Here is a 21,343-nt window from a genome sequence, read left to right as displayed (position 1 = left end):
CCCAAGCAGCAGTAAAGATTTACTTTTTTATTACCTCAACCGCCTCTTGAGGTAGCTTGGGTATATCAATTTCCTTATAATACCGCGAATTTTTTACTCCCACCTCCATACGGTAAAGCGAGACCCTTAATATGTTAATCCTACGTGGTGCGCCAGCACTCTCTGATTTCCGTGTTGCACAGCTACTAAAACGTTGTGCTGATCAGAACCTCCCAGTCACTTCTATTTATGCTGAATTCATGCATTTTGCTGATAACAGCGCCGACCTTAGCGAAGCCGAACAAGCGGTGCTTGATAAGCTTCTGACCTATGGGCCGACCATTACTGAACACCAGCCAGAAGGACAACTGCTACTGGTAACACCGCGACCAGGAACCATCTCTCCTTGGTCTTCTAAAGCGTCTGACATTGCCCACAACTGTGGCCTTGAGACAATAAAACGTCTGGAACGAGGCATTGCCTACTACGTTGAAGCCTCAAGTGAGCTGAATGACGCGCAACTTGGCGCGCTAAAAGCGATGATCCACGACCGCATGATGGAAGCGGTATTCAGCGATATGGAGCAAGCGGCGTCTCTGTTTGCCAAGGCTGAGCCTGCGCCTTACAACACTGTTGATTTGCTCGGTGGCGGTCGCGACGCGCTAGAAAAAGCCAACATCGAGCTGGGTCTGGCACTGTCTGACGACGAGAAAGAGTACCTGCTGGACGGCTTTAAAGAGATTGGCCGTAACCCGAACGACATCGAGTTGATGATGTTCGCTCAGGCAAACTCAGAGCACTGCCGCCACAAGATCTTTAACGCCGATTGGACCATCGATGGCGTTGAGCAGGAAAAATCCCTGTTCAAGATGATTAAAAACACCTACGAGCACAACAGCGAGTACGTACTGTCTGCCTATAAAGACAATGCTGCGGTAATGGTAGGTTCGGTTGCAGGCCGCTTCTTCCCGGCCACCGACAGCAAGCAGTACACCTACCATCAGGAAAACATCGAAATCCTGATGAAGGTTGAAACCCACAACCACCCAACTGCGATCTCGCCATACCCGGGTGCCGCTACCGGTTCTGGTGGTGAAATTCGTGACGAAGGCGCAACCGGTCGTGGCTCTAAGCCAAAAGCCGGTCTGGTTGGCTTTACCGTTTCTAACCTGCGTATTCCAGGCTTCGAGCAGCCTTGGGAGAGCGAGTATGGCAAGCCATCGCGCATCGTAGACGCCCTAGAGATCATGATCGAAGCCCCACTGGGTGGTGCGGCGTTTAACAACGAATTCGGTCGTCCGGCGATTCTGGGTTACTTCCGTACCTACGAAGAGCAGGTCGAGAGCTTTAACGGCACCGAGGTGCGTGGTTACCACAAGCCAATCATGCTAGCCGGTGGTCTGGGTAACATCCGTACCGACCATGTTGCCAAAGGTGAAATCCCGGTTGGCGCAGCGATTATCGTACTGGGCGGTCCGGCGATGAACATCGGTCTGGGCGGTGGTGCTGCCTCGTCAATGAACTCTGGCCAATCTTCAGAAGATCTGGACTTTGCTTCGGTACAACGTGACAACCCAGAGATGGAGCGTCGCTGTCAGGAAGTGATCGACCGCTGCTGGCAGATGGGCGATGCCAACCCTATCGCCTTTATCCACGATATCGGTGCGGGAGGTCTGTCGAATGCCTGTCCTGAGCTGGTCGACGATGGTGGCCGTGGTGGTATCTTCGACCTGCGCGCCATCCCTAACGATGAGCCGGGCATGTCGCCACTAGAGATCTGGTGTAACGAATCACAAGAGCGCTACATGCTGGCAGTGGCCCAAGAGAACTTAGAGGTGTTTAACAGCATCTGTGAGCGTGAGCGCGCCCAGTACGCGGTAATCGGTGAGGCCACCGAAGAGTGTGACCTTATCTTGAAAGACAGCCACTTTGGCAATGAGCCTATTCGTATGCCGCTAAGCGTACTGCTGGGTAAAACGCCGAAGATGCACCGCGATGTAACCCGCGCGACCTTCAATGGCCCAGCCTTTGATAGCGCCAAGGTTGAAGTGGCAGATGCCGCTGAGCGCATCCTGCGTCTGCCATCCGTTGCTGAGAAAACCTTCCTGATCACCATTGGTGACCGCAGCGTAACCGGTCTGGTTGCCCGTGACCAAATGGTCGGCCCTTGGCAGATCCCGGTAGCTAACTGCGCAGTAACAGCTGCCAGCTACGACACCTACCATGGCGAAGCGATGTCGATGGGTGAGCGCACTCCTGCTGCGCTGATTAACCACGCTGCCTCTGCCCGTTTGGCGGTAGCTGAAGCGTTGACCAACATTGCTGGCACCAACATCGGTGAGCTGAATCGCATCAAGCTAAGTGCCAACTGGATGTCGCCAGCCGGTCACCCGGGTGAAGATGTGGGTCTGTACGATGCAGTGAAAGCTGTGGGCGAAGAGCTGTGTCCGGCGCTGGATCTGACCATTCCGGTGGGCAAAGACTCCATGTCGATGAAGACTGCTTGGCAGGAAGAAGACGGTGAAGAGAAGTCTGTAACCTCGCCGCTGTCACTGATTATCACTGCCTTTGCCCGCGTTGAAGACGTGCGTAAGACCGTAACCCCTCAACTGCGCAAAGATAAAGGCGATAGCGACCTTATCTTGATTGACCTGGGCAACGGTAAGACCCGCCTAGGTGCCAGCGCGCTGACTCAAGTCTATAAAGAGCTAGGCAACGAGGTACCAGATGTAGACTCGCCAGAGCTGCTGAAAGGCTTCTTCAATGCCATGCAGGCGTTGGTTCAAGACGAGAAACTGCTGGCCTACCACGACCGTTCAGACGGCGGCCTGTTCACCACCATCACCGAGATGGCCTTTGCGGGCAACGTAGGTGTGGATGTTGAGCTAGACCTGCTAGGCGGTGACAACGTAAGTGCGCTGTTCAACGAAGAGCTGGGTGCGGTTATCCAGGTTCGCAGCGAAGACAAAGAAGCGGTACTGAACCTGCTATCTGGCCACGGCCTGGCAGCGTGCAGCCACGTTATCGGTAGCCTGAATGGCGACGACATGCTGCGCTTTACCCGCGACGGCAATATCGTGCTGGCAAACACTCGCAACCACTACCGTGGCATCTGGGCGGAAACCACCCGCGAGATGCAGGCACTGCGTGACAACCCTGAGTGTGCACAGCAAGAGTTCGAAGCTAAGACCGATGCGGCCAACCCGGGTCTGCAAGCGAACCTAAGCTTCGACGTGCACGAAGACGTTGCTGCACCAATGATTGCCACCGGCGCTCGCCCACAAATGGCAATCTTGCGTGAGCAAGGCGTCAACTCGCACCACGAGATGGCAGCAGCCTTCGACCGTGCTGGCTTTAATGCTATCGACGTACATATGAGCGACATCCTGAGTGGCCGCGTAACCTTGGAGCAATTCGCAGGCCTGGTGGCGTGCGGTGGCTTCTCTTACGGTGACGTACTGGGCGCTGGTGAAGGTTGGGCTAAGTCGATTCTGTTCAACAGCCGTGCGCGTGAGCAGTTCAGTGGCTTCTTCGAGCGTAACGATAGCTTCGCGCTGGGTGTATGTAACGGTTGTCAGATGCTGTCGAACCTTAAAGAGCTGATCCCAGGTGCTGACCTGTGGCCACGCTTTGTTCGCAACAACTCTGAGCGCTTTGAAGCACGCTTCAGCCTGGTGGAAGTACAACAGTCTCCATCTATCTTCTTCGACGGTATGGCTGGCTCGCAAATGCCTATCGCGGTATCGCACGGTGAAGGTCGTGTGGAAGTTCGCGATGATGCTCACTTGGCGGCAATCGCCCAAAGCGGCACGGTGGCACTGAAGTTTGTCGACAACTACGGTCAGGCAACCACTCAGTACCCAGCGAACCCGAACGGCTCGCCAGAGGGTATCACCGGTCTGAGCACTGCCGATGGCCGTGTGACCATTATGATGCCTCACCCAGAGCGTGTTTTCCGCACCGTGGCGAACTCTTGGCACCCAGATAGCTGGGGCGAAGATAGCGCTTGGATGCGTATGTTCCGCAATGCGCGTAAGAACGTTGGCTAAGCCCTCGCTCTAGAGCAAAACGCAAAAACCCAAGCCAAGTGCTTGGGTTTTTTTATGCCTGAAGTTTTACGTTAGCAATACTGTTCGGCGTTTGTGGGGTGATAGAAGGCTAATGACGAGAAGAGTGGTGGGAGTCGAAGGAGTTATGCTGTGCGTCGTCTTCCTGCTCGCCCTCGCCGGGCTCTGCGGCGCTCTCACTGAGCAGGTTGTAGACGATAACCAACATGGCGAGAAAGCTCACCACCGCGGTGAGCAAGGGTACCAGCCCCAGAGCAGAGACCTTGAGCAGCAGTAAAGAGCCGATAAAACAGACCAGTGTTGCCAGCAAATAAAACTTCGATTTCATGGCATTCCTCGTAGGTGTTATGCGTTGACTACCTTGTTAACGCATCAAACAGATATTTTTATCACCGAGTTTGTTAAAACAGATTAACATGTTGCAGCCATATTAAAAACAATGGTGTTAATAGTTGCTGGTTGAGCCTCAATCACCGCTTGCCAGTCACGCTCCATCCTCGACTAACTGCTGCTCAAGAAATTTCACTACCTGCTCAGGTCCATTCTCTAGGGCCAGCTCAGCCGCGAGTTGCTTACAGCGTTGGGTGTACGCCGGGTCACCGGTCACCCTGCGAATTTGCTCGGCCAAACGCTCGGCATTGAGCTGGCGATAGGGGATTGGAGTCCCCGCCAGCCCGCGCGCCTCCAGCTGTTCTGCCCAAAAGGGCTGGTCGCCAAAAAACGGCACGATAACCGCCGGCTTGCCTGCGCGAAGGGCGGCAGCGGTAGTGCCGGCGCCGCCGTGGTGGACCACTGCGGCCACCTTTGGAAACAGCCAGTCGTGGGGGACTTGCTCCACCATGTACACCGAGTCAGGCAGATCTTCTGCGCGTAAACCGCCCCAGCCACGGGCCAGGATCCCCCTGACGCTCGCTAGCTCAAGGGCTTCGATCACCTTTCTCGCTGCCGCCTGCGGGTTACGTCCGGCCATCGAGCCAAAACCGACGTACACTGGCGCTGGGCCTGCTTGTAGGAAGGCCTGCAGTGACTCGCTCGGTTGCCACTGCGGATCTGCGTCGCTAAAACAGTAACCAGATACTCGCACATGACTTGGCCAGTCTCTGGGTTTGGCGAGTAATGAAGGGCTGTGTAGATGCAGTATCAGCAGGGGCCGACCATTACTTCGCGTTAAAAAGCGGTAGCGTTTTTGCGCAGGGAGTCTAAGTTGCTGACGAAGGTGGCTTACATAGCCGCGCCAAGCGGTGTCGGTCAGCCGGTTAATCAGCGCAAAACTTAGGCGGCGATAGCGCGCTTGTAACCGCTTCGGCAGCCAGTTTAGTGCTGGCATTACAGGCAGCGAGAAATCCGCGGTGGGCACAAACATCGGGATTGGCGTTGCCAGCACGCAGGGTATTGCCAGCTTTTCTGCGATATCGGGCATTGCTGCAGCCTTGGGGTGGAATAGGATAATGTCTGGCTGATAGGTCTTGGCGAGCTGCCACATCTGGATATTTAGCGCCTGTTGTAGCGGCTTAACCTGCTTGGCCAGTTTTAGGTTTATACGAATGATATCGACGATATTGCGGGTGCCTTCGAGCATCGCGCGGCCCTGGGGGCTATCGACAATCGCTAGCAGCTCATCGCTAAGCTTGCCAAACGCGATATCGTAGCGAGCAACATGTGCGGCAAAGCGAGTTGAAGTCGCCAGCATCACCTGATGGCCTTGTCTTTTTAAAGTTGTGGCAATGGCGATATAGGGCTGAACATCGCCTCTGGAGCCGTAGCAACAAATTAGCACTTTCATCAGAAGTATTTGCGGTAACTAAGTTGTTTTAGATAGTAAATTTTTTAAACTGATAAGCAATTGATCCGATGCGATGTTCGTCGCGATTTTAAAAGTACTGTTTGTTAAAACATCGTTTATGAGAGGGCCAAAATGCTAAAACGTATCCTGTTATCCCTGTGTTGCTTATTCTCCGGTGTCGGGCTGGCCAATCAACGTGCGCCGGAGGCCTGGCAATGGCTTGAGCAAGGCGCCGTATTGATTGATGTGCGCACCTTGGAGGAGTTTCAGCAGGGACATTTAGAGGGGGCAACGTTGATTCCCTACCAACAGATTGTGGCCGGTGCACAGCAGTTGGGATTGAAGGAAGACCAAGCTGTGGTGGTGTATTGCCGCTCAGGACGACGTTCCGGGATTGCCCAGCAACTGCTTGAACAGGCCGGTTTTAGCAAGGTACACAATGGCGGTGGCTTGCAGGAAATGCAGTTAGCTCAGCCTTAGCCTTTACCCACAGCCTTAGTGCCAAGGAAGCATATGGAGATCAACTACCGGCCAATCGAGGCGACTGATATCGCAGCACTTATCGATCTGCGCGCGCAAACTCGTGAGAATGCGATTAGCCAGCAGGCCCTGGCCGAGGTGTATGGGGTGACGGTTGACGCGACTGCGGCTGAGTTACAGCGCGGATTACAAGGATGGCTTGCTGAAACAGACGAGCGTGCAGTGGGTTTTGCCATGGGTGATAAACGCTCCGCTGAAGTCACCGTAGTGGCGGTGCTCGATGGCTATGAGCACCGAGGTATTGCTAAGACCCTGCTGAGCTTGGTGTGCCAGTGGTTGTTTCGCTCTGGTCATACAGAACTTTGGTTAGACGCCAGCCCCAATCCGCAGTTTCGCTCCTTTGGTTTTTACCGGCACCTAGGCTGGCGGCGCAAAGGTCAGCCCAAGGATGATAACGACACGTTGGTATTGAGCCGTGAGGCCTTTGAGGCTGCGTAGCCGGGTTGATTCGCGCTAACTGGATTGACGTGCCTGATCTGGGTCTTGGTAGACCACGCGGTTACGTCCTTGTTGCTTAGCCTGATAGAGCGCATCGTCGGCCCGCTTAATCATATGCGCGGCACCTTCATCGACAACTCCTTCGGCGACGCCAAAGCTGGCGGTAACTTCCCGGTCAAGGCTGTACTCTTGTTGGGAGATGTAAACACGAAGCTTGTCAGCGAGTAGTGCAGCAGACTTGCCATCGGTGCCCGGGCAGATAATCAGAAACTCCTCACCGCCCCAACGGCCTACTTGGTCAACCTGACGCACCCGGCGCTGTATGTGCCCGGCGACGCGCACCAACACGTCGTCACCGGCGAGGTGGCCATAGGTGTCGTTAAGTTGTTTAAAACCATCCAAATCGAGCAGGATCACTGAGAACTGGTGCTGGAAACGGTTGAGCCGATCGCTTTCTTCTGCCAGTAGTTGGTCGAGCTTGCGGCGGTTGTAGACCCCGGTCAGGGTATCGGTGACCGAGAGCTTTTCTAGCGCCTTCTTCGAGCTGATATCTTGGGCCACTTGGGTGTAGCCAATAAGCTGGCCATCTTGGTCCAAATCAGGACTAATCACCGACTTAATCCAGTAATCTCGGCCATCTTTGGTACGGTTGTAGAGCTCGCCGTTCCAGGTCTCGCCTTCCGTAATCGTCTGCCAGAGTAACTTGTGATTGCGGCGGCTGGCCTTGGGGTGGGCTAGCACCCGGTGAGTCTTACCGATCAACTCCTGCTTACTGTAGCCCGAGGCGTCACACATCTTTTGGCTTACATCGGTGATCACCCCATCGGTGTCGGTATGGCTGGAGATCACGTGGCGATCCAGCAAGGAGTTAGCGTGTTGTACCTCGCTTAAGGCATGGCTCAGCTTGTTCTGCAGCTTGGCGGGGATTAAGGCAACCAGCCAAGACAGGGGGAAAGAGATCAGCAGTACGATCATTGCTATAAGCAGTGCCGCCAGATAGTTGCTGCGAAACAGTGTGGAGATCGCCTCTTGCTTGGGCGCAAACAACAGCAGCAAGCCTTCGCCGTTTGGGAACAGTTGAGTAATGTCTAAGGCATAGTGACCTTCGACGAGGTAATTGTTAGCGATATCGGCTGAACCTTGTAGGGCTCTCGCTAAGGCAGGCTGTTGGGCAAACACGCTCTCGCGCTCGGGCAGATAACGACTCCAGGCTTGGCTATCGTCGAAGTGGGCTAGGGTTTCGCCTTCGCGGTCGATCATCAGTACGTTAAATATCTCAGAGCGCAGCGCGTTACTCAGAACCGGCTGCGCATTGATGTTGATAATGACCACGCCGGCGGCGACCCGTTCATCGAGATACACCGGGGTGGCGATACGGTAGGTCGGGCGGATCGGGATCTGGATCTGGCCCTGTTCGCGGTTAAGGTCGAGCTTGGAGTGCCAATGCTGCCCTTTGGCTAGTTGCATGGTTTGCTGAAAATAGGCTCGTGCGGATTTATCCTGCAACTGGCGGTTGGTCACCAAGGTGATGCTGTCGTCATCATTACGCTCAACTCTTACCTGCTCATTGCCTCCCGCATCAATAAACCGCACCTGCATAAATAGGGGCTCTGCGGCAGCCGCTGCCTGAAACAGGCTCTCCAGATTGTGCAGGCTCAGCTGGGAAGGGCGCAGCAAGTAGGTTTTCATCAAGGGGTTCTCTGCCAGTGCATCCACCGAGCTTTCCAGCTGAGATATTATCTCACTGAGTTGGTTGTAAGTGCTGACACGGGTACTTTCGAAGCGTTGTTGAATGGCAGTATCGATATTATTGGTTTGCAGACGAAAGTTAATCAGGGAAGAGAGCAGCGCGATAACGAAGCCAAAACTGATAAAGTAGAGAGCGAGGCGCAGGTAGGCGCGCTTTTTGTGCAGAGAATTCTTAAACAACGGCACGGTAGGAGATGAAGCCTTTAGATCCTGATGATTTAGTTTAAGAAATAGTCGAAAGTGGTCAAAATCACCACTGTTGGTAAGGATAATTCGCAGGGATGTGACGATGAAGGACAAACCGCAAGACAGAACAATGTGGGCGATGGGTGGCGGGGTGATGTTCGGGCTGGGTATCGGTATGTTTTTCTTGCCCGCCTCGCCCTTGGCGTTTGTTGGGTCGCTTATCGCCGGTATTGGTTTGGGGCTGATGGTCACCGCGGCGATATCACGCAAAGCTGAAGGTGGCCATGATGAAACCTGAGCTGGCACTGAAGCTTGCGCAGAACCAACAGCGCCGCGAGCGTGAGCGGATCCTCGCGCAACTGCCTGAGCGATGGCAGGAGCTGCTGAAAACCGCCGACTTCTTTTGTCGTGGTGATTTTTTCACTGAGTGGCCCTTTGAGTGGGGCCGGCAGTATGTCCGCAGCACGTATCTTGATGATAAGCGCTACAGCTATCATGACGTGGACGATATGGCTCATGCGCAAGACTGGCTCCGCGCGTCCAATCAAGCCCTTCAGCCACCTATACTGCTATGCCTTGATATTGGCCCCTGTTTTATCTTGGAGCAGCCGGTGCCGCTTGCCTGGCTAAGCGAGTTGCTTACTAAGGATAACCACCACTGTTATGCGATGGAGCAGGGCTTCGCCCGCGGCGCGTTTGTCGACACCTACTTAGGCTATCTGGAGCCCGCGCGCATGACCAACAATCGCGAGCTGATTTTTGAACTGCTGTTCTTTGAACCCAAGGATTGAACATGAAGCAACATGAGAAACTGAACTACGTGGAGTTTGCTGCCAAGGACCTGGCTGCCACCAAGGCCTTCTTCGAAGCGGTGTTTGGCTGGCAGTTTACCGATTTTGGGCCAGAGTACACCGCCTTTAGCGACCAAGGCCTCGACGGTGGCTTCTACCTTGCTGATAAACATAGCGCTAGCGAGCAAGGTTCAGCGCTGTTGGTTTTTTACAGCGCCGATATTCACGCCACGTTGGCCAAGGTTACTGGCAACGGTGGGACTGTGGTCAAACCGCTGTTCGAGTTCCCCGGTGGCTGTCGCTTTCATTTCACCGAGCCTAGCGGTAACGAGTTTGCGGTGTGGTCGGAGAGCCGCTAGCTCTCGATCATACGCGATAACGCAGCACCTTGATGGTATGAGCTGGCATGTTCAGCGTGCATGGTTCACAGCCCGGCTTGCAGGGCCTTGGCGAGATACTTGAAGGTTGTCACTGAATCCTTGGCTACATTGGTTTACCTTTTTTCTAAATAGGTTTACATGTTGTTGGCCTGAGATTAGGTCTGAACCACAAGGATATCCATGCAGACTCTCAACATACTCGATGCGGCGAGCAGCCGACTCGGTGGCGCCAAGCTGTCGCCGTTAATTCTGGGAAGCGGCAGCTTCCTAACTGAACAGGATAAGTCGCGCGCGTTCGATTTACTGGATACATTCTTTTCGTTGGGTGGGAGGATCATTGATACCGCGCGCCAATACGGTATCAGTGAAAACATTATCTGCGAGTGGCTGGATGCCCGAGGCAAGCGAGAGCAGGTCGTGATTCTTACCAAGGGCGGTCATCCAACCCTGCAGCACCCCAAGCGCAGCCGTTTATCTCCTACTGAGCTTGTCCATGATCTGGAGACTAGCCTGGAGGCCTTGGCGTGTAACTCTGTCGCGTTGTATGCGCTTCACCGTGACGATCCCAGCTTGGATGTTGCGCCAATCATGCAGCAACTGCATCAGTTTGTGGAAGAGGGAAAGGTTGCTGCCATAGGCACATCTAACTGGTGCGTCGAGCGAATCATCAAGGCTAATCACTACGCGCTAGAGCACGATTTAACACCGTTTTCATTCAACAGTCCGGGGTTTAGCCTAGCACACAGTAGCAGGCCTCGTTGGCCGGGATGTATTTTGGCAGACCGGGATATGCTTGCTTGGCACCAGCAAAGTCAGGCTGCGTTGCTGGCATGGTCCCCTCTAGGCGGAGGCTTTTTCTCAGGCAAGTATGCGCCCGAGAAACGGGACAATTTTGAGATGGTCGAGCTGTACTACAGCGAAGACAACTGGGAGAAGCTTCGCCGCGCCAGCGAGCTGGCAGAGCTACATGGCTTGAGTCCGTCACAAGTTGCGCTGGCTTACGTGTTGAATCAGCCGTTTCCCTGTGCGGCCATTGTTGGTGCTAGCAGGGTAGAGCAACTGCAACAAGCATTTGTGGCGAGCGAGCTGGCGTTAACCAAGCAGCAACTTGCTTGGCTTGCCTTGGAGGTGGACTAACGGCGCTGAGACGTCAGCGCTTTGCTGCTCATCTCTGCGCTAAAAGTACAATATGGAGCTATTTGCTCTCGAGCTGTTTACTTGCCGCTTGGCCCAGCGCATCGATATCAGTGCCTTGCTCCGCCAGCAGCTTCTCTAGCAGAGGTAGCATCGGGCCGAGTTGCTCTTGCAGGGTATCGCGCACGGTATCGACCACCACCTGAGTGCCGCGTTCGATCTCTACATTGATGTTGTCGCCGGCCTGTTTAAGCTCAAAGGTGGTCATGCGACGGGTTTCTGGGATCAACCACACCTCGAACCAGCCTTGCTGCTTATCCACCGTTGACAAGGTCAGGCTGGTGCCATTTAGGGCGATATAGCCTTTAGGGAAGATATAGCGCTTCCACTGCTCACTCAGGGCAAAGCGGATGCAGTAGTTATCTTGGTCTTGAGTCACCGACAGTACTGGCGTTTTAAAGTCCACGTGCCCAGAGAGTGGGTGGCCACCGATCTCTGCACCGTCTTTGGCGGCGCGCTCCACGTTCACTCGATCACCTTGTTGGTACTCACTCAAAGTGGTGATGTTTAGGCTTTGCAACATCACATCGAAGCTGACACGGGTATCAGATAACAGTTCGGTCACCGTGAGGCACACGCCATCCACCGCCACACTGGCGCCAATCTCTAAATCGACACAAAAGCCCGGTTCAAAATCGATAACAAAGGTGCGGATACCTTGGTGATCAGAGATGGAAGCGAGGGTTGCAACGGATTGCACAATACCAGTAAACATGGGAACTCCTTAAGACTTCGGTGACGATATAGCAAGCGGGGATTGTGGCAGGTTTTCCCGTTATCTGGAATTAAAAGTCATATCCGATCGCTATTGATAGCGCTTGCCACGGTGTTTCAACCAGCCATGGGGGTGATGATTCGCCGGATCATGATGGGTCCAATGGATAACACCTCCTTTGTTGTTCCATTCATACACACCATAGAATATTACCTTGTCGCCAATCTTTAGGTTGGGGATACGCGGCGCTAAATCGATGTTGTGGGCAACAAGCAACGTTTGCTGGCTGGCGAGAGTGAGAATAAACCTCTGATGGCGAGAACCCACTGTATCATCGCTAAGAATGCGCGAAACGATGCCTTGTCCTTCTATCTGTAGGTTGCTTTGCTGATTGGCAAAGGCGTTCGCAAGTCGCTGATCGTTGGCGTAGCTGTGGGCAGAGAGGCCCACTATCAGCAGTAGGGCGAGTAACCAACCTAGCCACTTTGATGTGGTGCGAAAAGTGACGCTATCCATAGCTTCCTCGACATAATTAACTGCAAGCATATTAACACGATGAAGATCTCAGCAATTTTGATGTTGATCAGCGCGCACTGCGGCTCTCTCTTGGCGAGTGCGATACACCATGGTAAGTTTCGCTCATCTAAAGACGAAGGAAATTCCAACGATGCCAAAGGCAAGTGAAATCAAAAAGAACGCGGTTATCGAGCACAACGGCAAAGTGCTTTCTGTAAAAGAAATTAACAAGCTCACTCCAAGTGGCCGTGCCGGTGCCAGCCTCTACCGCATGAAGTGCTACGACGTAGCAACCGGTTTGAAAGTGGATGAGAGCTTTAAGGCCGATGAAATCGTTAATCTGGCTGACTTCCGCCGCCATCAGGTGATGTTCTCCTACATTGATGGCGATGAGTATGTATTCCTGGACAACGAAGATTACACGCCCTTCAACCTGCACAAAGAGACCATCGCCGACGAGCTGCTGTACTTCAATGAAGACACCGAAGGTCTGCAGGTACTTGCTGTCGATGGCAATGCCGTTGCCATTGAGCTGCCGTCTGCGATTGAGCTGGAGATCGTAGATACCTCGCCGTCTATCAAAGGTGCATCGGCAAGTGCTCGTACCAAACCGGCTACCTTAACCACTGGCTTGGTGGTGCAGGTGCCGGAGTACATCGCAACCGGCGACCGAATCAAGGTTAATACTGCTGAGTGTAAGTTTATGAGCCGCGCATAGGCGAAGTAAGCGCTCATGCTTTAACAGGTTTTATCATCGAAAAGGCACCGTTAGGTGCCTTTTTTGTAACGCCTTGAAAGTTCTGCAGAATATTCCGTCAATCAGTGTCAATTTGTGCAAATTTGCTGGGATAAGTCGCTGTGACGACATAGTATTTTAGCGGTTAATTCAGCATGTTATGGAGTAATGCTTTGTTTAGATCGGCAGTAATGGCACTCATGATGGTAGTGGGTCTGGCCGCATGTTCTTACACCCCGCCAACCTTGGTCAGCGAGCAAGTGGGCGAGGTGGTTAATGTTAAATCCTACAGCGAAACCAAGCGCAACTTAGTGGCGGGTTTAGCGGGTGGCGCGGCCGGCGGCTTTTTGGGCTCGAAGATTGGCGGTGGCAGTGGTAAGAAGGTCGCCACCACCGTGGGCGCGGTAGGTGGTGCGGCGGCGGCCAGTCAGGCTGCCAGCTATGAAGTTATCTACTTTGACTACGACGTGCGCCTCGAGAGCGGCGTGGTGATGCGCTTTACCAAGCGCGAAGAGCAAGGACGTTTTCAACCGGGTCAAAAAGTGGTGGTGGCAACCTTCTCTGACGGTTCTCGCCGTTTAAACTAGGTCTTTTCCCCAACTACAACCGACGTTACCTCTATGCCACTGATTCAAGTGGCATTTCTTCCATCCTCTTCTACCTCCTTTTGCTTATATAAGTTTTTGTTTATCAAAGGGTATTTACTGAGCATTTCAGTAATTGTTTTGCTAGGCTAAATGATGCGTTTGGTAATAAGCAAGGGAATGATTATGTCCAGTAAGCGTTTGTTTTATCTTCCTGGGATCGTGTTGGTGGTGTTGTCGATTATCTGTCTGATAGCTTACAGCTCGTTGGTGAGGAGTTGGCTGGACAATCAAGTAGAAGCGAACCTAACGCAACAGGCTCATAGTGTTGCTCGCTCACTAGAGAAAGAAAAGCCTATTGCGTCTCCTGTGAAGCTTTACGAGTTCATTTATGAGCACGGACTGGTGGGGAGAAACCGAGTTAGCCTGATAACCCGCGATGGTGAGGTGCTAGCAGACAGCAGTTTGAATCGCTTCCAACTCAAGTCTTTACCTTCCCACGCCGATCGCGCGGAAGTTCTACAAGCCTTGGAGGAGGGCGTTGGCGTTGCAGTGCGCCACAGTGAAGTACTCGATGACGACTTGATGTATGTCGCTGTGCCAGTTTCCTACCTAGGTTTTGATGGTGTAGCGCGAGTGGCTATTCCCTTAAGTCGACTGGAGGGGATGGTCGTTGAGCTCGACTTTATTTTGGCGGGGCTGCTATTAGCAATGGTTACCTTGGTGAGCGGACTAGCACTGTTTACTAGCCGCAGTATTCAGCGGCAAATAGCCGCGCAGCAATCTAATTTGGAGCATCAAGTAGAGCATCGCACCAGTGAGATTGAGCTGATTCAACGCCTGGCCAACATGCTGGCTGCGTGCAACACCTTAGAGGAGGCTGAACAGGTCACCTCCGACGTGCTACCACGCTTACTGGGAGATGTGAATGGGGCGGTGTCAATGATGCGCGCCTCTCGCAACCAGTTGGAGATCAAGCTCGACTGGGGAGGGGAGTGGCCCGGTGACAAAGCCTTTAGCCCTGAGGAGTGCTGGGCTTTGCGCAAAGGTAAGCACCACCTCTCCTATGATAAGCACACCAAGCTTATTTGCCCACATATGCACAGTTCGGAAGAAGTGCAAACCCTGTGTATTCCACTGATTGCACACGGTAACACTATCGGTCTGATGCACCTCTATCTCGAAGAGGAAGTCTCTGAAGAGTGGATGCAGTTGGCCTTTACCGTGGCCGAGCACCTTGGGTTGGCATTGGCCAACCTCAACCTTCAACAGAAACTGCGCGAGCAAGCGCTTAGGGATCCGCTGACCGGGCTTAGCAACCGTCGCGCCTTTGAAGAGGCGATGAGTAAGACCCTGATGCGCAGTGAGCGCTATCAGCAGCCAATGAGCTTACTGATGGCCGACATGGACCACTTTAAACGCTTTAACGATAACTTCGGCCACGATGCGGGCGATTATGTCTTGAAGAGCTTGGCAACCTTGCTTATCGACAATGTTCGCGGGGACGATATTGTGTGCCGTATTGGTGGTGAGGAGATTGCTATCATCCTCCCCAACACCAGTGAGCAAGGTGCTAAAGTGATAGCCGAGAAACTGCTGGATGCAGTTCGTGAGCTCGCGCTAACCTTCAATAAGATGTCGTTAGGTAAGCTGACGCTGTCCATCGGTGGGGCGACCTTCCCTCATTCCGGAACTCGCTCAACCGAGCTGATTAAGCTGGCTGATGAAGCCCTTTATCGTGCCAAGAATAGTGGAAGGGACCGTTACTGTGCTGATGCAGAGCTCGGGGAAGCGGACATTGACGCGGGTATTGAGCTAGTTCAACCGGCTCAAGAAAGCCCTGAGCCGGTTGATGTTCCCAAGTTAGCTCAGCCTGAAGCGGCCAACTAGCTCTTGCAGCTTACTGGCATGCTCGTTCAACGAGCTACTGCTGGCTCGGTTAGCGTTAGCCAGCTCGGCGCTTTGGTTACTTTGATCGGAGATCTGCTCAATTCGTTGGGAGATCTCTTGGCCCACATGGCTCTGCTCTTCGGTCGCAGTAGCGATTAGCGCATTCATATCCATAATGGTCTGAATTGCATCCTTGATTTGCTGCAGGGCCTCGCTAGCGGCATTGGCACCATCTACCGCCTCGCTGCTGCGTCCTTGGCTGCTTCCCATTGAAGACACTGCGGCATCCGAACCATTTTTCAAGCGTTCGATCATCTGGTGGATTTCACCAGTGCTGTCTTGGGTGCGGCTGGCAAGCTGGCGTACCTCATCGGCCACGACCGCAAAGCCTCGACCTTGTTCACCGGCCCGCGCTGCTTCGATGGCAGCGTTAAGTGCCAGCAGGTTGGTTTGCTCGGCAATCCCTTGGATCACGCTTAGTGCTGAGGAGATGTTCTGCACATCGCCTTCAAGTTTGGATATCACTTCTCCTGCCTGGCTTACCTCACCGGCCAACGCCTCAACAGAGCCTACGGCTTGAACCACGGTGTTCATGGCATTTTCTGCATTGCCATCGGCTTCTTGGGCTGAGCCGGCAGCGTTGTTGGCGTTGTCTGATACATCATGGGCAGACGCGGTCATCTCGGTCATGGCAGTAGCCACTTGGGTGGTTTCTTCGCGCTGCTCGACCAACAATTGGTCGATACGGCCCGCCCGCTCAGACATAGAGCCACTTTCTTCCGCTACATCGTCGGCCACTTGTTTAACCATACTGACCAAGTTGTGCAACGAGCCGGTGAAGGCATTGAAGTTACTGGCCAGTTCGCGGAACTCTTTGGCATAGTCGGTGGGAAGGCGCGCTGTCAAGTCAGCGTCACCCGTGGCTAGGGCGGCAAACTGCTCGTTAAGGTCTTGCAGAGGTTTGGTAATGGAGCGGTTGGTCATTACACCTAGCAACATCGCCAAGGCAATCAATATAATACTTGTAACAATCACAACGGTGAGAGCATCTGCTTGGCTTTCTTTACTTTGAGCCCTCAGTTCCGCAAGTTCCGCGTCGATGTCATCAGTATAGAAGCCGGTACCCAGCATCAGGTCCCATCGGTCCAAGTAAATAGCGAAACTGAGTTTGGCTAGCGCTTGCGTTTCTCCGGGTTTTGGGAAGTAGTAGGAGTAGTACTCTCCGCGCTTAGCTGCTTGGATCAAGTCGCGAATGATGTATTGCCCTTGCTTATCTTGTAGGTTCCAAAAGTTGTCACCCAAGCCTTTCTCTGAGTGGCCCATTAAAACGCGAACACCGTTTTTGTCGTAGCCGAAAATATAACCACTGTCCCCGTATTTAAGGCCTTGCAAGATGGGTAAAGCTTCCTCTAAAGAGCCGCCGCTTTCATAGATGTGGGCAATCGAACCATAAGTCATATCTAAATATGACTTAAGCTCAGCGCGTTTCATCTTGTTTAAATCTTGCTCGGTATTGGTAACAATGTTTTCCGACAACTGGTTCATCTCATACAGCGTCACTGCTACCAAGCAGACGCTAAGCAACAGCGCTGGGCCGATTGATAACAGCAATAAACGTTGGCGAACACTAAGAGACATTCTTCGACTCCTTTATACAAAACATCAACTTACAGAATGCCTTTGAGTATAGAGTGAATAATAAAAGTCAAATTACTTAATAGAGTTAAGGCAAAGACCTTATGTTGTTTGTGAGATCTTAGAGGGGTTTTGTTGGTGAAAAATCTTACTTGGAACAATATCCAGAGCCGTTTGGTAGCCGATATCGTAGAGCGCTAATTTGGCATCATCATCAAGGTGGAAGTCCACTGGTGAGGTGTTCCCGGTATTCACCACAATGGTGCGGTGCCAGAATTTCTCGTTGACGTACTCGCGGGAGATGGTGGTCATAAAGGTGCGGATTAGCAGCGATACATAAGCTGCCAGTGGGAACCAACCGTTAGTGGGTAAGGGTTTGGTGTCGTTGTTGCCACGCAGCCTAAAGCAGATCACCGGTGTGCCATCGGAGGCCCAGTCGCGATGCAGCGCGTCCTCCGACAAGATACTGCCATCGACCATCAGGTGGTCTTGATAGTGCTTAAAGGAGAAGATTAGTGGGATAGACATGGAAAAGCGCACCGCCCGTGATACCTTCTCATCCGGGGTTTGAATGGCGTCGAACACCACCGGCGAGCCAGAGCGTACATCGGTGGCCACCACATGCAGCTTCATCGGCAGGTCTTTAAAACGCACCCCGCCGAGCAGATTATCTATCCACATCTCAAACTTGTCGCCAGAACAGAGCCCGCCGTTGCGCAGCAGGCTAATTAGCGAGAAGCCCTTGAACTGGTCGAAGTCGGTGCTCAGCGCGATGGCTTTGATCTCTTCAATGGATTTTCCGCTGGCATAGAGCGAGCTAATGATACTGCCGCCCGAGACGCCCACGATGTGGTCGAAGTCGATGTCTAGCTCATTGATGGCAGCAAGAATACCGATATGAGCAGGCAAGCGGGTACCGCCACCTGCGAATATGGGAACCAGTTTTTTGACTTGCTGCTGCTCCATGATCCTGTCTTCTCTCCGACGCTAGCTTGCTCAGCTACTAACAGTATTGGTTAGCACCGAGACAGATGGATGATCTTTTTAAGACGCTAGAAACCCGCTCTGAGTTGCTGGCTTATTCAGTATAGCCTTGGCCCAGCTCAACAGGCCCTAATAACCAAATACAAAATCAATACGGTTGGCTTTGATCTGCACATCCTTGCCCAGTCGCTTGGCCATTGCTTGTTTGCTGTCTGATTCGTCCAGTTGATAGAGCGGGTATCGCTCCAGATATTGGTTTAAGGCCAGCTCAACCAAGGGTGTTATCAGGCGCAGCATCGGCTCGGCATCGCTGGGCGATATCTCTTGATTGAGGATCCGTAGGTCTTTGAGATAGATGGCGCCTTGCTCTGGCTGGTAGTCCGGGCGTGCTTCAATGGTGGAGCGCATCTGAGCTTTTAGTTGCTGGTCAGCGGTTTGCACGTTGATACTGAGTTGACTGTCGAGCTGCAGTTTCTGATCTTGTTCTTGGAGCGCCAGCTCAAGGTCGGTGAGCTTGAACGCAGCCATCGCCAAACCGGGGATGCCCACTTGTTTACTCAGTTCTGCGCGTTGCAAACGTTGGTTTAGTTCAGCCTCGCTGATACTGTAGTTGTACGAGCAAGCGGTAAGGAAGAGCGTGACGGCGATGAGTAGAAAAGAGCGCATAGGCAGACCAACGAGAGGTATGTTTATCAAATGGTTAGCCAAGCTTAAGCAAGTTCTGGGAGTGTCTCAAGTTTGTCTGCTGTTAGGCTGCTGCTCAGTGCTGCTCGCTTTTGATGCTTCAGCGCGCCCTTGCGACAACACCCAACTCGAATTCGCTCCACTTAAACAGCCTGCTGAGCCCTTGTCCAGCGACGAGCTGGGCATTGTGGTGTGGAACGCCTACAAAGGACAGCGTGACAACTGGCATAGCGAGCTTAGTAAGCTGGTCGCGGGCAATCAGATATTGATGCTGCAAGAGGGCAGTCGCAAACAGCTTTATGGATGGGCGCAGATAGGCCAATGGTATCGCTATCAGGCGCTAGCCTTTGAATGGCTGGGCGATGGTCTGGGCGTGGCAACTTTGACCCGGGCCCCGGCTGAGCGGGTATGTGCCCGTTTAACCACAGAGCCTCTGATTCGATTTCCCAAGTCTAGCCTTTCGCTTATCTACCGCTGGCAGGGGAGTGAGGTGCTTATCGTCAACGTGCACAGCGTGAACTTTACCCTCGATGCGCTGACCTTTACCCAGCAATTAACCGACTTAAGCGATGAGCTGAACCAACATAGCGGGCCGGTGGTGTTGGCGGGGGATTTTAATACCTGGAGTGAGCCGCGCTTGGCGGTGTTTGAGCGATTTATCCAGCGACACAGCTTGCAGCTAGTGGCGTTTGAGCCGGATTTGCGCAGTAGAGTGTTTGGTGAGGTGCTAGACCATGTGGCCTATCGGGGCTTGAACTTGGTATCAGCGAAAAGCATTGTGACCGACAGCTCCGACCACAATGCTCTGCTGGTAAGGTTTAGGCGCTAACTTCTGCCACATTGATGTACAGCTTGAGGCGTTGGCCGGGCTGTAGGTAGCTGTTCTGGTCCAGCTTATTCCACTTCACCAAGTCGCTGATGCGTACCTTAAAGCGCGCCGCGATAGTGGATAGCGAGTCACCACTGCGCACTCGGTAGGTAATGGTTTGCAGTTGGTCACGAGGGACATCGGTTTGCTGCCAGATCACCAGTTTCTGCCCTAAGCGCAGGGTATCGCCCGGCGCCATACCATTCCAGCTAGCGATTTGGCGATGACTGACCTTGTAGCGGCGACCGATCTCCCACAGGCTATCACCCGATTTCACCGTGTAGTTAAGCTTGATGGCACCACGATTGCGGCCTTGGGTCGCAGCCAGTCGCTGCTCTTGGCTTAAGGTGTAAGCTTCGCTATCGCGACTGGAGATAGGGATCAGCAGGGCCTGGCCAATACGGATGGTATCGCCACTTAAGCTATTAAGCTGGCGAATTTGGCCCGAGGTGGTGTTGTAGCGACTTGCAATGGTGCTCAGGCTATCGCCAGATACCACGGTGTAGCGAGTCCACTGCAAGCGGTCTTGCTTGGGCATGTTGTTGACTGCCACTTCGAAGCGCTCGGCTTGTTCAATCGGCAGCAGCAGGAAGTGTGGGCCTTCTGGCGCGGTGGCCCAGCGGTTAAAGCCCGGGTTGAGGCGATGCAGCTCTTCCAGCTCAATACCTGCCAGATCGGCGGCAACCGCTAGGTCGATCTGCGAGCCAACATCAACACGCTCGAAATACGGTTGGTTCGCCAGCTGGGGGATCTCCATATCGTAATCTTCACGATTTTGCAGGATATGGCTCAGTGCCAGCAGCTTCGGTAGGTAGGCGCTGGTTTCTCGAGGCAGCGATAGCGACCAGAAATCGGTTGGCTTGTTGGCGCGTTTGTTGGCGCGGATGGCGTTGCGCACCCGTCCTTCGCCTGAGTTGTAGGCGGCAATGGCATGAGTCCAGTCGCCATCGAAGAAGCGATTCAGGTACTCCAGGTAATCCAGCGCGGCGATGGTTGAGGCGTAGACATCGCGACGGCCGTCATACCACCAGTTTTGCTCCAGACCAAAGCGACGTCCGGTACCGGGGATAATCTGCCACAAGCCAGCGGCACGGCCATGGGAGTAGGCGAAGGGCTGGAAGGCGCTTTCTACGATGGGAAGCAGCGCCAGTTCAAGCGGCATATCGCGCTTTTCAATCTCATCGATGATGAAGTAGAGGTAAGGCTCGGCGCGCTGTGACACCCTGCGCATGTAGTCAGGATGGCGCAGGTACCAGTTCAGCTGAGATTGCAGGCTTTTTTGCTCAAGCGGAACCTCTAAACTTAGCTGCATGTCGATGCGCTCCCACAAATCATCGACCTGTTGCGGGGTAAGCGGCTCGGGTTGTTCTGGCTCAACCTGCTCGAGAGCGGCTTGATTAAGTTCGGCTTCGGCTGGCAGTTGCTCAGGCGCGGCGGCGAGTTCTAGGCTGCCCGCAGCACTCTCCGTATTACTGGAGAGTTCGGCTTGAGCCTGTTCGAGGGTATCTGGCTCATCTTGACGAGCCGTAAGTTGGCACGCAGAGAGAGCGACACACATCGCGCCAACGTATAATTTTCTCATTCGTTTCCTGTCAGTCTTGCTGTTTTCGACACACAAAGTTCA

The 21,343-nt window shown here is 53.4% G+C and carries 20 protein-coding genes; 11 read left to right on the top strand and 9 right to left on the bottom strand.

Features of this window, described 5'->3' with window-relative positions; all coding sequences use genetic code 11:
* Positions 1–131: 131 nt before the first annotated feature.
* Complete coding sequence (gene purL, locus G461_RS0100855) at positions 132–4,028, top strand: phosphoribosylformylglycinamidine synthase (RefSeq protein ID WP_026970386.1); 3,897 nt, start codon at positions 132–134, stop codon at positions 4,026–4,028.
* Positions 4,029–4,137: 109 nt separating this feature from the next.
* On the opposite strand, the gene G461_RS0100850 is transcribed toward purL, so the two are convergent.
* Together G461_RS0100850 and G461_RS22830 are read right to left on the bottom strand one after the other, a co-directional pair.
* Complete coding sequence (locus G461_RS0100850) at positions 4,138–4,374, bottom strand: hypothetical protein (protein WP_026970385.1); 237 nt, start codon at positions 4,372–4,374, stop codon at positions 4,138–4,140.
* 156 nt (positions 4,375–4,530) lie between these two features.
* The gene (locus tag G461_RS22830; RefSeq protein ID WP_035478761.1) at positions 4,531–5,829 is read right to left on the bottom strand and encodes a glycosyltransferase; all 1,299 of its coding nucleotides are present in this window, start codon (positions 5,827–5,829) and stop codon (positions 4,531–4,533) included.
* A gap of 132 nt (positions 5,830–5,961) precedes the next feature.
* On the opposite strand from G461_RS22830, the gene G461_RS0100840 reads away from it, so the two are divergent.
* Both G461_RS0100840 and G461_RS0100835 read left to right on the top strand, forming a co-directional pair.
* Complete coding sequence (locus G461_RS0100840) at positions 5,962–6,309, top strand: rhodanese-like domain-containing protein (RefSeq protein ID WP_026970384.1); 348 nt, start codon at positions 5,962–5,964, stop codon at positions 6,307–6,309.
* A 33-nt stretch (positions 6,310–6,342) separates the two neighbouring features.
* On the top strand, positions 6,343–6,807 hold the full coding sequence (locus tag G461_RS0100835) for a GNAT family N-acetyltransferase (protein ID WP_026970383.1): 465 nt from the start codon (positions 6,343–6,345) through the stop codon (positions 6,805–6,807).
* Between the two features lie 15 nt (positions 6,808–6,822).
* Here G461_RS0100835 and G461_RS25300 read toward each other — a convergent pair whose 3' ends face one another.
* Positions 6,823–8,736, bottom strand: a complete 1,914-nt coding sequence (locus G461_RS25300) for a sensor domain-containing diguanylate cyclase (protein WP_051333252.1) — start codon at positions 8,734–8,736, stop codon at positions 6,823–6,825.
* Between the two features lie 109 nt (positions 8,737–8,845).
* On the opposite strand from G461_RS25300, the gene G461_RS0100825 reads away from it, so the two are divergent.
* From G461_RS0100825 to G461_RS0100810, 4 genes are all read left to right on the top strand, one after another.
* Positions 8,846–9,040 (top strand): hypothetical protein, encoded by a 195-nt coding sequence (locus G461_RS0100825; protein ID WP_026970382.1) that lies wholly within the window; start codon positions 8,846–8,848, stop codon positions 9,038–9,040.
* Positions 9,030–9,533: a hypothetical protein gene (locus tag G461_RS0100820; protein ID WP_026970381.1), complete on the top strand. Its 504-nt coding sequence runs from the start codon at positions 9,030–9,032 to the stop codon at positions 9,531–9,533. Before G461_RS0100825 ends, G461_RS0100820 begins: the two co-directional genes overlap by 11 nt.
* 2 nt (positions 9,534–9,535) lie before the next feature.
* Positions 9,536–9,892 carry a VOC family protein gene (locus tag G461_RS0100815; protein WP_026970380.1) on the top strand — a complete coding sequence of 119 codons (357 nt, stop codon included), beginning with the start codon at positions 9,536–9,538 and terminating at the stop codon, positions 9,890–9,892.
* Between the two features lie 201 nt (positions 9,893–10,093).
* On the top strand, positions 10,094–11,050 hold the full coding sequence (locus G461_RS0100810) for an aldo/keto reductase (protein ID WP_026970379.1): 957 nt from the start codon (positions 10,094–10,096) through the stop codon (positions 11,048–11,050).
* 58 nt (positions 11,051–11,108) lie between these two features.
* Here G461_RS0100810 and G461_RS0100805 read toward each other — a convergent pair whose 3' ends face one another.
* Both G461_RS0100805 and G461_RS0100800 read right to left on the bottom strand, forming a co-directional pair.
* A complete protein-coding gene (locus G461_RS0100805) occupies positions 11,109–11,822 on the bottom strand; it encodes a riboflavin synthase (RefSeq protein ID WP_026970378.1) in 714 nt (237 codons plus the stop codon).
* A 90-nt stretch (positions 11,823–11,912) separates the two neighbouring features.
* Entirely contained in the window at positions 11,913–12,338 is a 426-nt protein-coding gene (locus tag G461_RS0100800) for a DUF3465 domain-containing protein (RefSeq protein ID WP_026970377.1), read from the bottom strand.
* A 151-nt stretch (positions 12,339–12,489) separates the two neighbouring features.
* Between G461_RS0100800 and efpL the strand changes: the two genes are divergently transcribed.
* From efpL to G461_RS22815, 3 genes are all read left to right on the top strand, one after another.
* Complete coding sequence (efpL, locus tag G461_RS0100790) at positions 12,490–13,056, top strand: elongation factor P-like protein EfpL (protein ID WP_026970376.1); 567 nt, start codon at positions 12,490–12,492, stop codon at positions 13,054–13,056.
* Positions 13,057–13,247: 191 nt separating this feature from the next.
* Complete coding sequence (locus G461_RS25295) at positions 13,248–13,661, top strand: glycine zipper 2TM domain-containing protein (protein ID WP_169727214.1); 414 nt, start codon at positions 13,248–13,250, stop codon at positions 13,659–13,661.
* 183 nt (positions 13,662–13,844) lie between these two features.
* A complete protein-coding gene (locus G461_RS22815) occupies positions 13,845–15,548 on the top strand; it encodes a sensor domain-containing diguanylate cyclase (RefSeq protein WP_169727213.1) in 1,704 nt (567 codons plus the stop codon).
* On the opposite strand, the gene G461_RS0100775 is transcribed toward G461_RS22815, so the two are convergent.
* The 3 genes from G461_RS0100775 to G461_RS0100765 form a co-directional block, all read right to left on the bottom strand.
* On the bottom strand, positions 15,522–17,186 hold the full coding sequence (locus G461_RS0100775) for a methyl-accepting chemotaxis protein (protein WP_026970375.1): 1,665 nt from the start codon (positions 17,184–17,186) through the stop codon (positions 15,522–15,524). The genes G461_RS22815 and G461_RS0100775 overlap by 27 nt on opposite strands.
* 99 nt (positions 17,187–17,285) lie before the next feature.
* A complete protein-coding gene (locus tag G461_RS0100770) occupies positions 17,286–18,149 on the bottom strand; it encodes a patatin-like phospholipase family protein (protein WP_026970374.1) in 864 nt (287 codons plus the stop codon).
* Between the two features lie 147 nt (positions 18,150–18,296).
* Entirely contained in the window at positions 18,297–18,833 is a 537-nt protein-coding gene (locus tag G461_RS0100765; RefSeq protein ID WP_026970373.1) for a YceB family lipoprotein, read from the bottom strand.
* A 19-nt stretch (positions 18,834–18,852) separates the two neighbouring features.
* Between G461_RS0100765 and G461_RS22810 the strand changes: the two genes are divergently transcribed.
* Positions 18,853–19,680, top strand: a complete 828-nt coding sequence (locus G461_RS22810) for an endonuclease/exonuclease/phosphatase family protein (RefSeq protein ID WP_169727212.1) — start codon at positions 18,853–18,855, stop codon at positions 19,678–19,680.
* Here G461_RS22810 and G461_RS0100755 read toward each other — a convergent pair.
* The gene (locus G461_RS0100755; protein WP_026970372.1) at positions 19,670–21,301 is read right to left on the bottom strand and encodes a lytic transglycosylase; all 1,632 of its coding nucleotides are present in this window, start codon (positions 21,299–21,301) and stop codon (positions 19,670–19,672) included. The two genes, G461_RS22810 and G461_RS0100755, sit on opposite strands and share 11 nt — an antisense overlap.
* Positions 21,302–21,343: the final 42 nt, after the last annotated feature.

Origin of the sequence: Aliagarivorans marinus DSM 23064 (assembly GCF_000429485.1) — a bacterium.
In the GTDB taxonomy this organism is placed as follows: Bacteria; Pseudomonadota; Gammaproteobacteria; order Enterobacterales; family Celerinatantimonadaceae; genus Aliagarivorans; species Aliagarivorans marinus.
Note: the sequence above shows the minus strand (reverse complement) of the source record. Positions and strands in the feature narration are given on the sequence as shown.

Coding starts and splice junctions, on each gene's coding strand:
- G461_RS0100820 (WP_026970381.1), top strand. CDS start 9,030: ATGAAACCTGAGCTGGCACTGAAGCTTGCGCAGAACCAACAGCGCCGC.
- G461_RS0100835 (WP_026970383.1), top strand. CDS start 6,343: ATGGAGATCAACTACCGGCCAATCGAGGCGACTGATATCGCAGCACTT.
- G461_RS22810 (WP_169727212.1), top strand. CDS start 18,853: ATGTTTATCAAATGGTTAGCCAAGCTTAAGCAAGTTCTGGGAGTGTCT.
- G461_RS0100810 (WP_026970379.1), top strand. CDS start 10,094: ATGCAGACTCTCAACATACTCGATGCGGCGAGCAGCCGACTCGGTGGC.
- efpL (WP_026970376.1), top strand. CDS start 12,490: ATGCCAAAGGCAAGTGAAATCAAAAAGAACGCGGTTATCGAGCACAAC.
- G461_RS0100805 (WP_026970378.1), bottom strand. CDS start 11,822: ATGTTTACTGGTATTGTGCAATCCGTTGCAACCCTCGCTTCCATCTCT.
- G461_RS0100765 (WP_026970373.1), bottom strand. CDS start 18,833: ATGCGCTCTTTTCTACTCATCGCCGTCACGCTCTTCCTTACCGCTTGC.
- G461_RS0100815 (WP_026970380.1), top strand. CDS start 9,536: ATGAAGCAACATGAGAAACTGAACTACGTGGAGTTTGCTGCCAAGGAC.
- G461_RS0100775 (WP_026970375.1), bottom strand. CDS start 17,186: ATGTCTCTTAGTGTTCGCCAACGTTTATTGCTGTTATCAATCGGCCCA.
- purL (WP_026970386.1), top strand. CDS start 132: ATGTTAATCCTACGTGGTGCGCCAGCACTCTCTGATTTCCGTGTTGCA.
- G461_RS22815 (WP_169727213.1), top strand. CDS start 13,845: ATGTCCAGTAAGCGTTTGTTTTATCTTCCTGGGATCGTGTTGGTGGTG.
- G461_RS0100850 (WP_026970385.1), bottom strand. CDS start 4,374: ATGAAATCGAAGTTTTATTTGCTGGCAACACTGGTCTGTTTTATCGGC.
- G461_RS22830 (WP_035478761.1), bottom strand. CDS start 5,829: ATGAAAGTGCTAATTTGTTGCTACGGCTCCAGAGGCGATGTTCAGCCC.
- G461_RS0100825 (WP_026970382.1), top strand. CDS start 8,846: ATGAAGGACAAACCGCAAGACAGAACAATGTGGGCGATGGGTGGCGGG.
- G461_RS0100840 (WP_026970384.1), top strand. CDS start 5,962: ATGCTAAAACGTATCCTGTTATCCCTGTGTTGCTTATTCTCCGGTGTC.
- G461_RS0100800 (WP_026970377.1), bottom strand. CDS start 12,338: ATGGATAGCGTCACTTTTCGCACCACATCAAAGTGGCTAGGTTGGTTA.
- G461_RS0100755 (WP_026970372.1), bottom strand. CDS start 21,301: ATGAGAAAATTATACGTTGGCGCGATGTGTGTCGCTCTCTCTGCGTGC.
- G461_RS0100770 (WP_026970374.1), bottom strand. CDS start 18,149: ATGGAGCAGCAGCAAGTCAAAAAACTGGTTCCCATATTCGCAGGTGGC.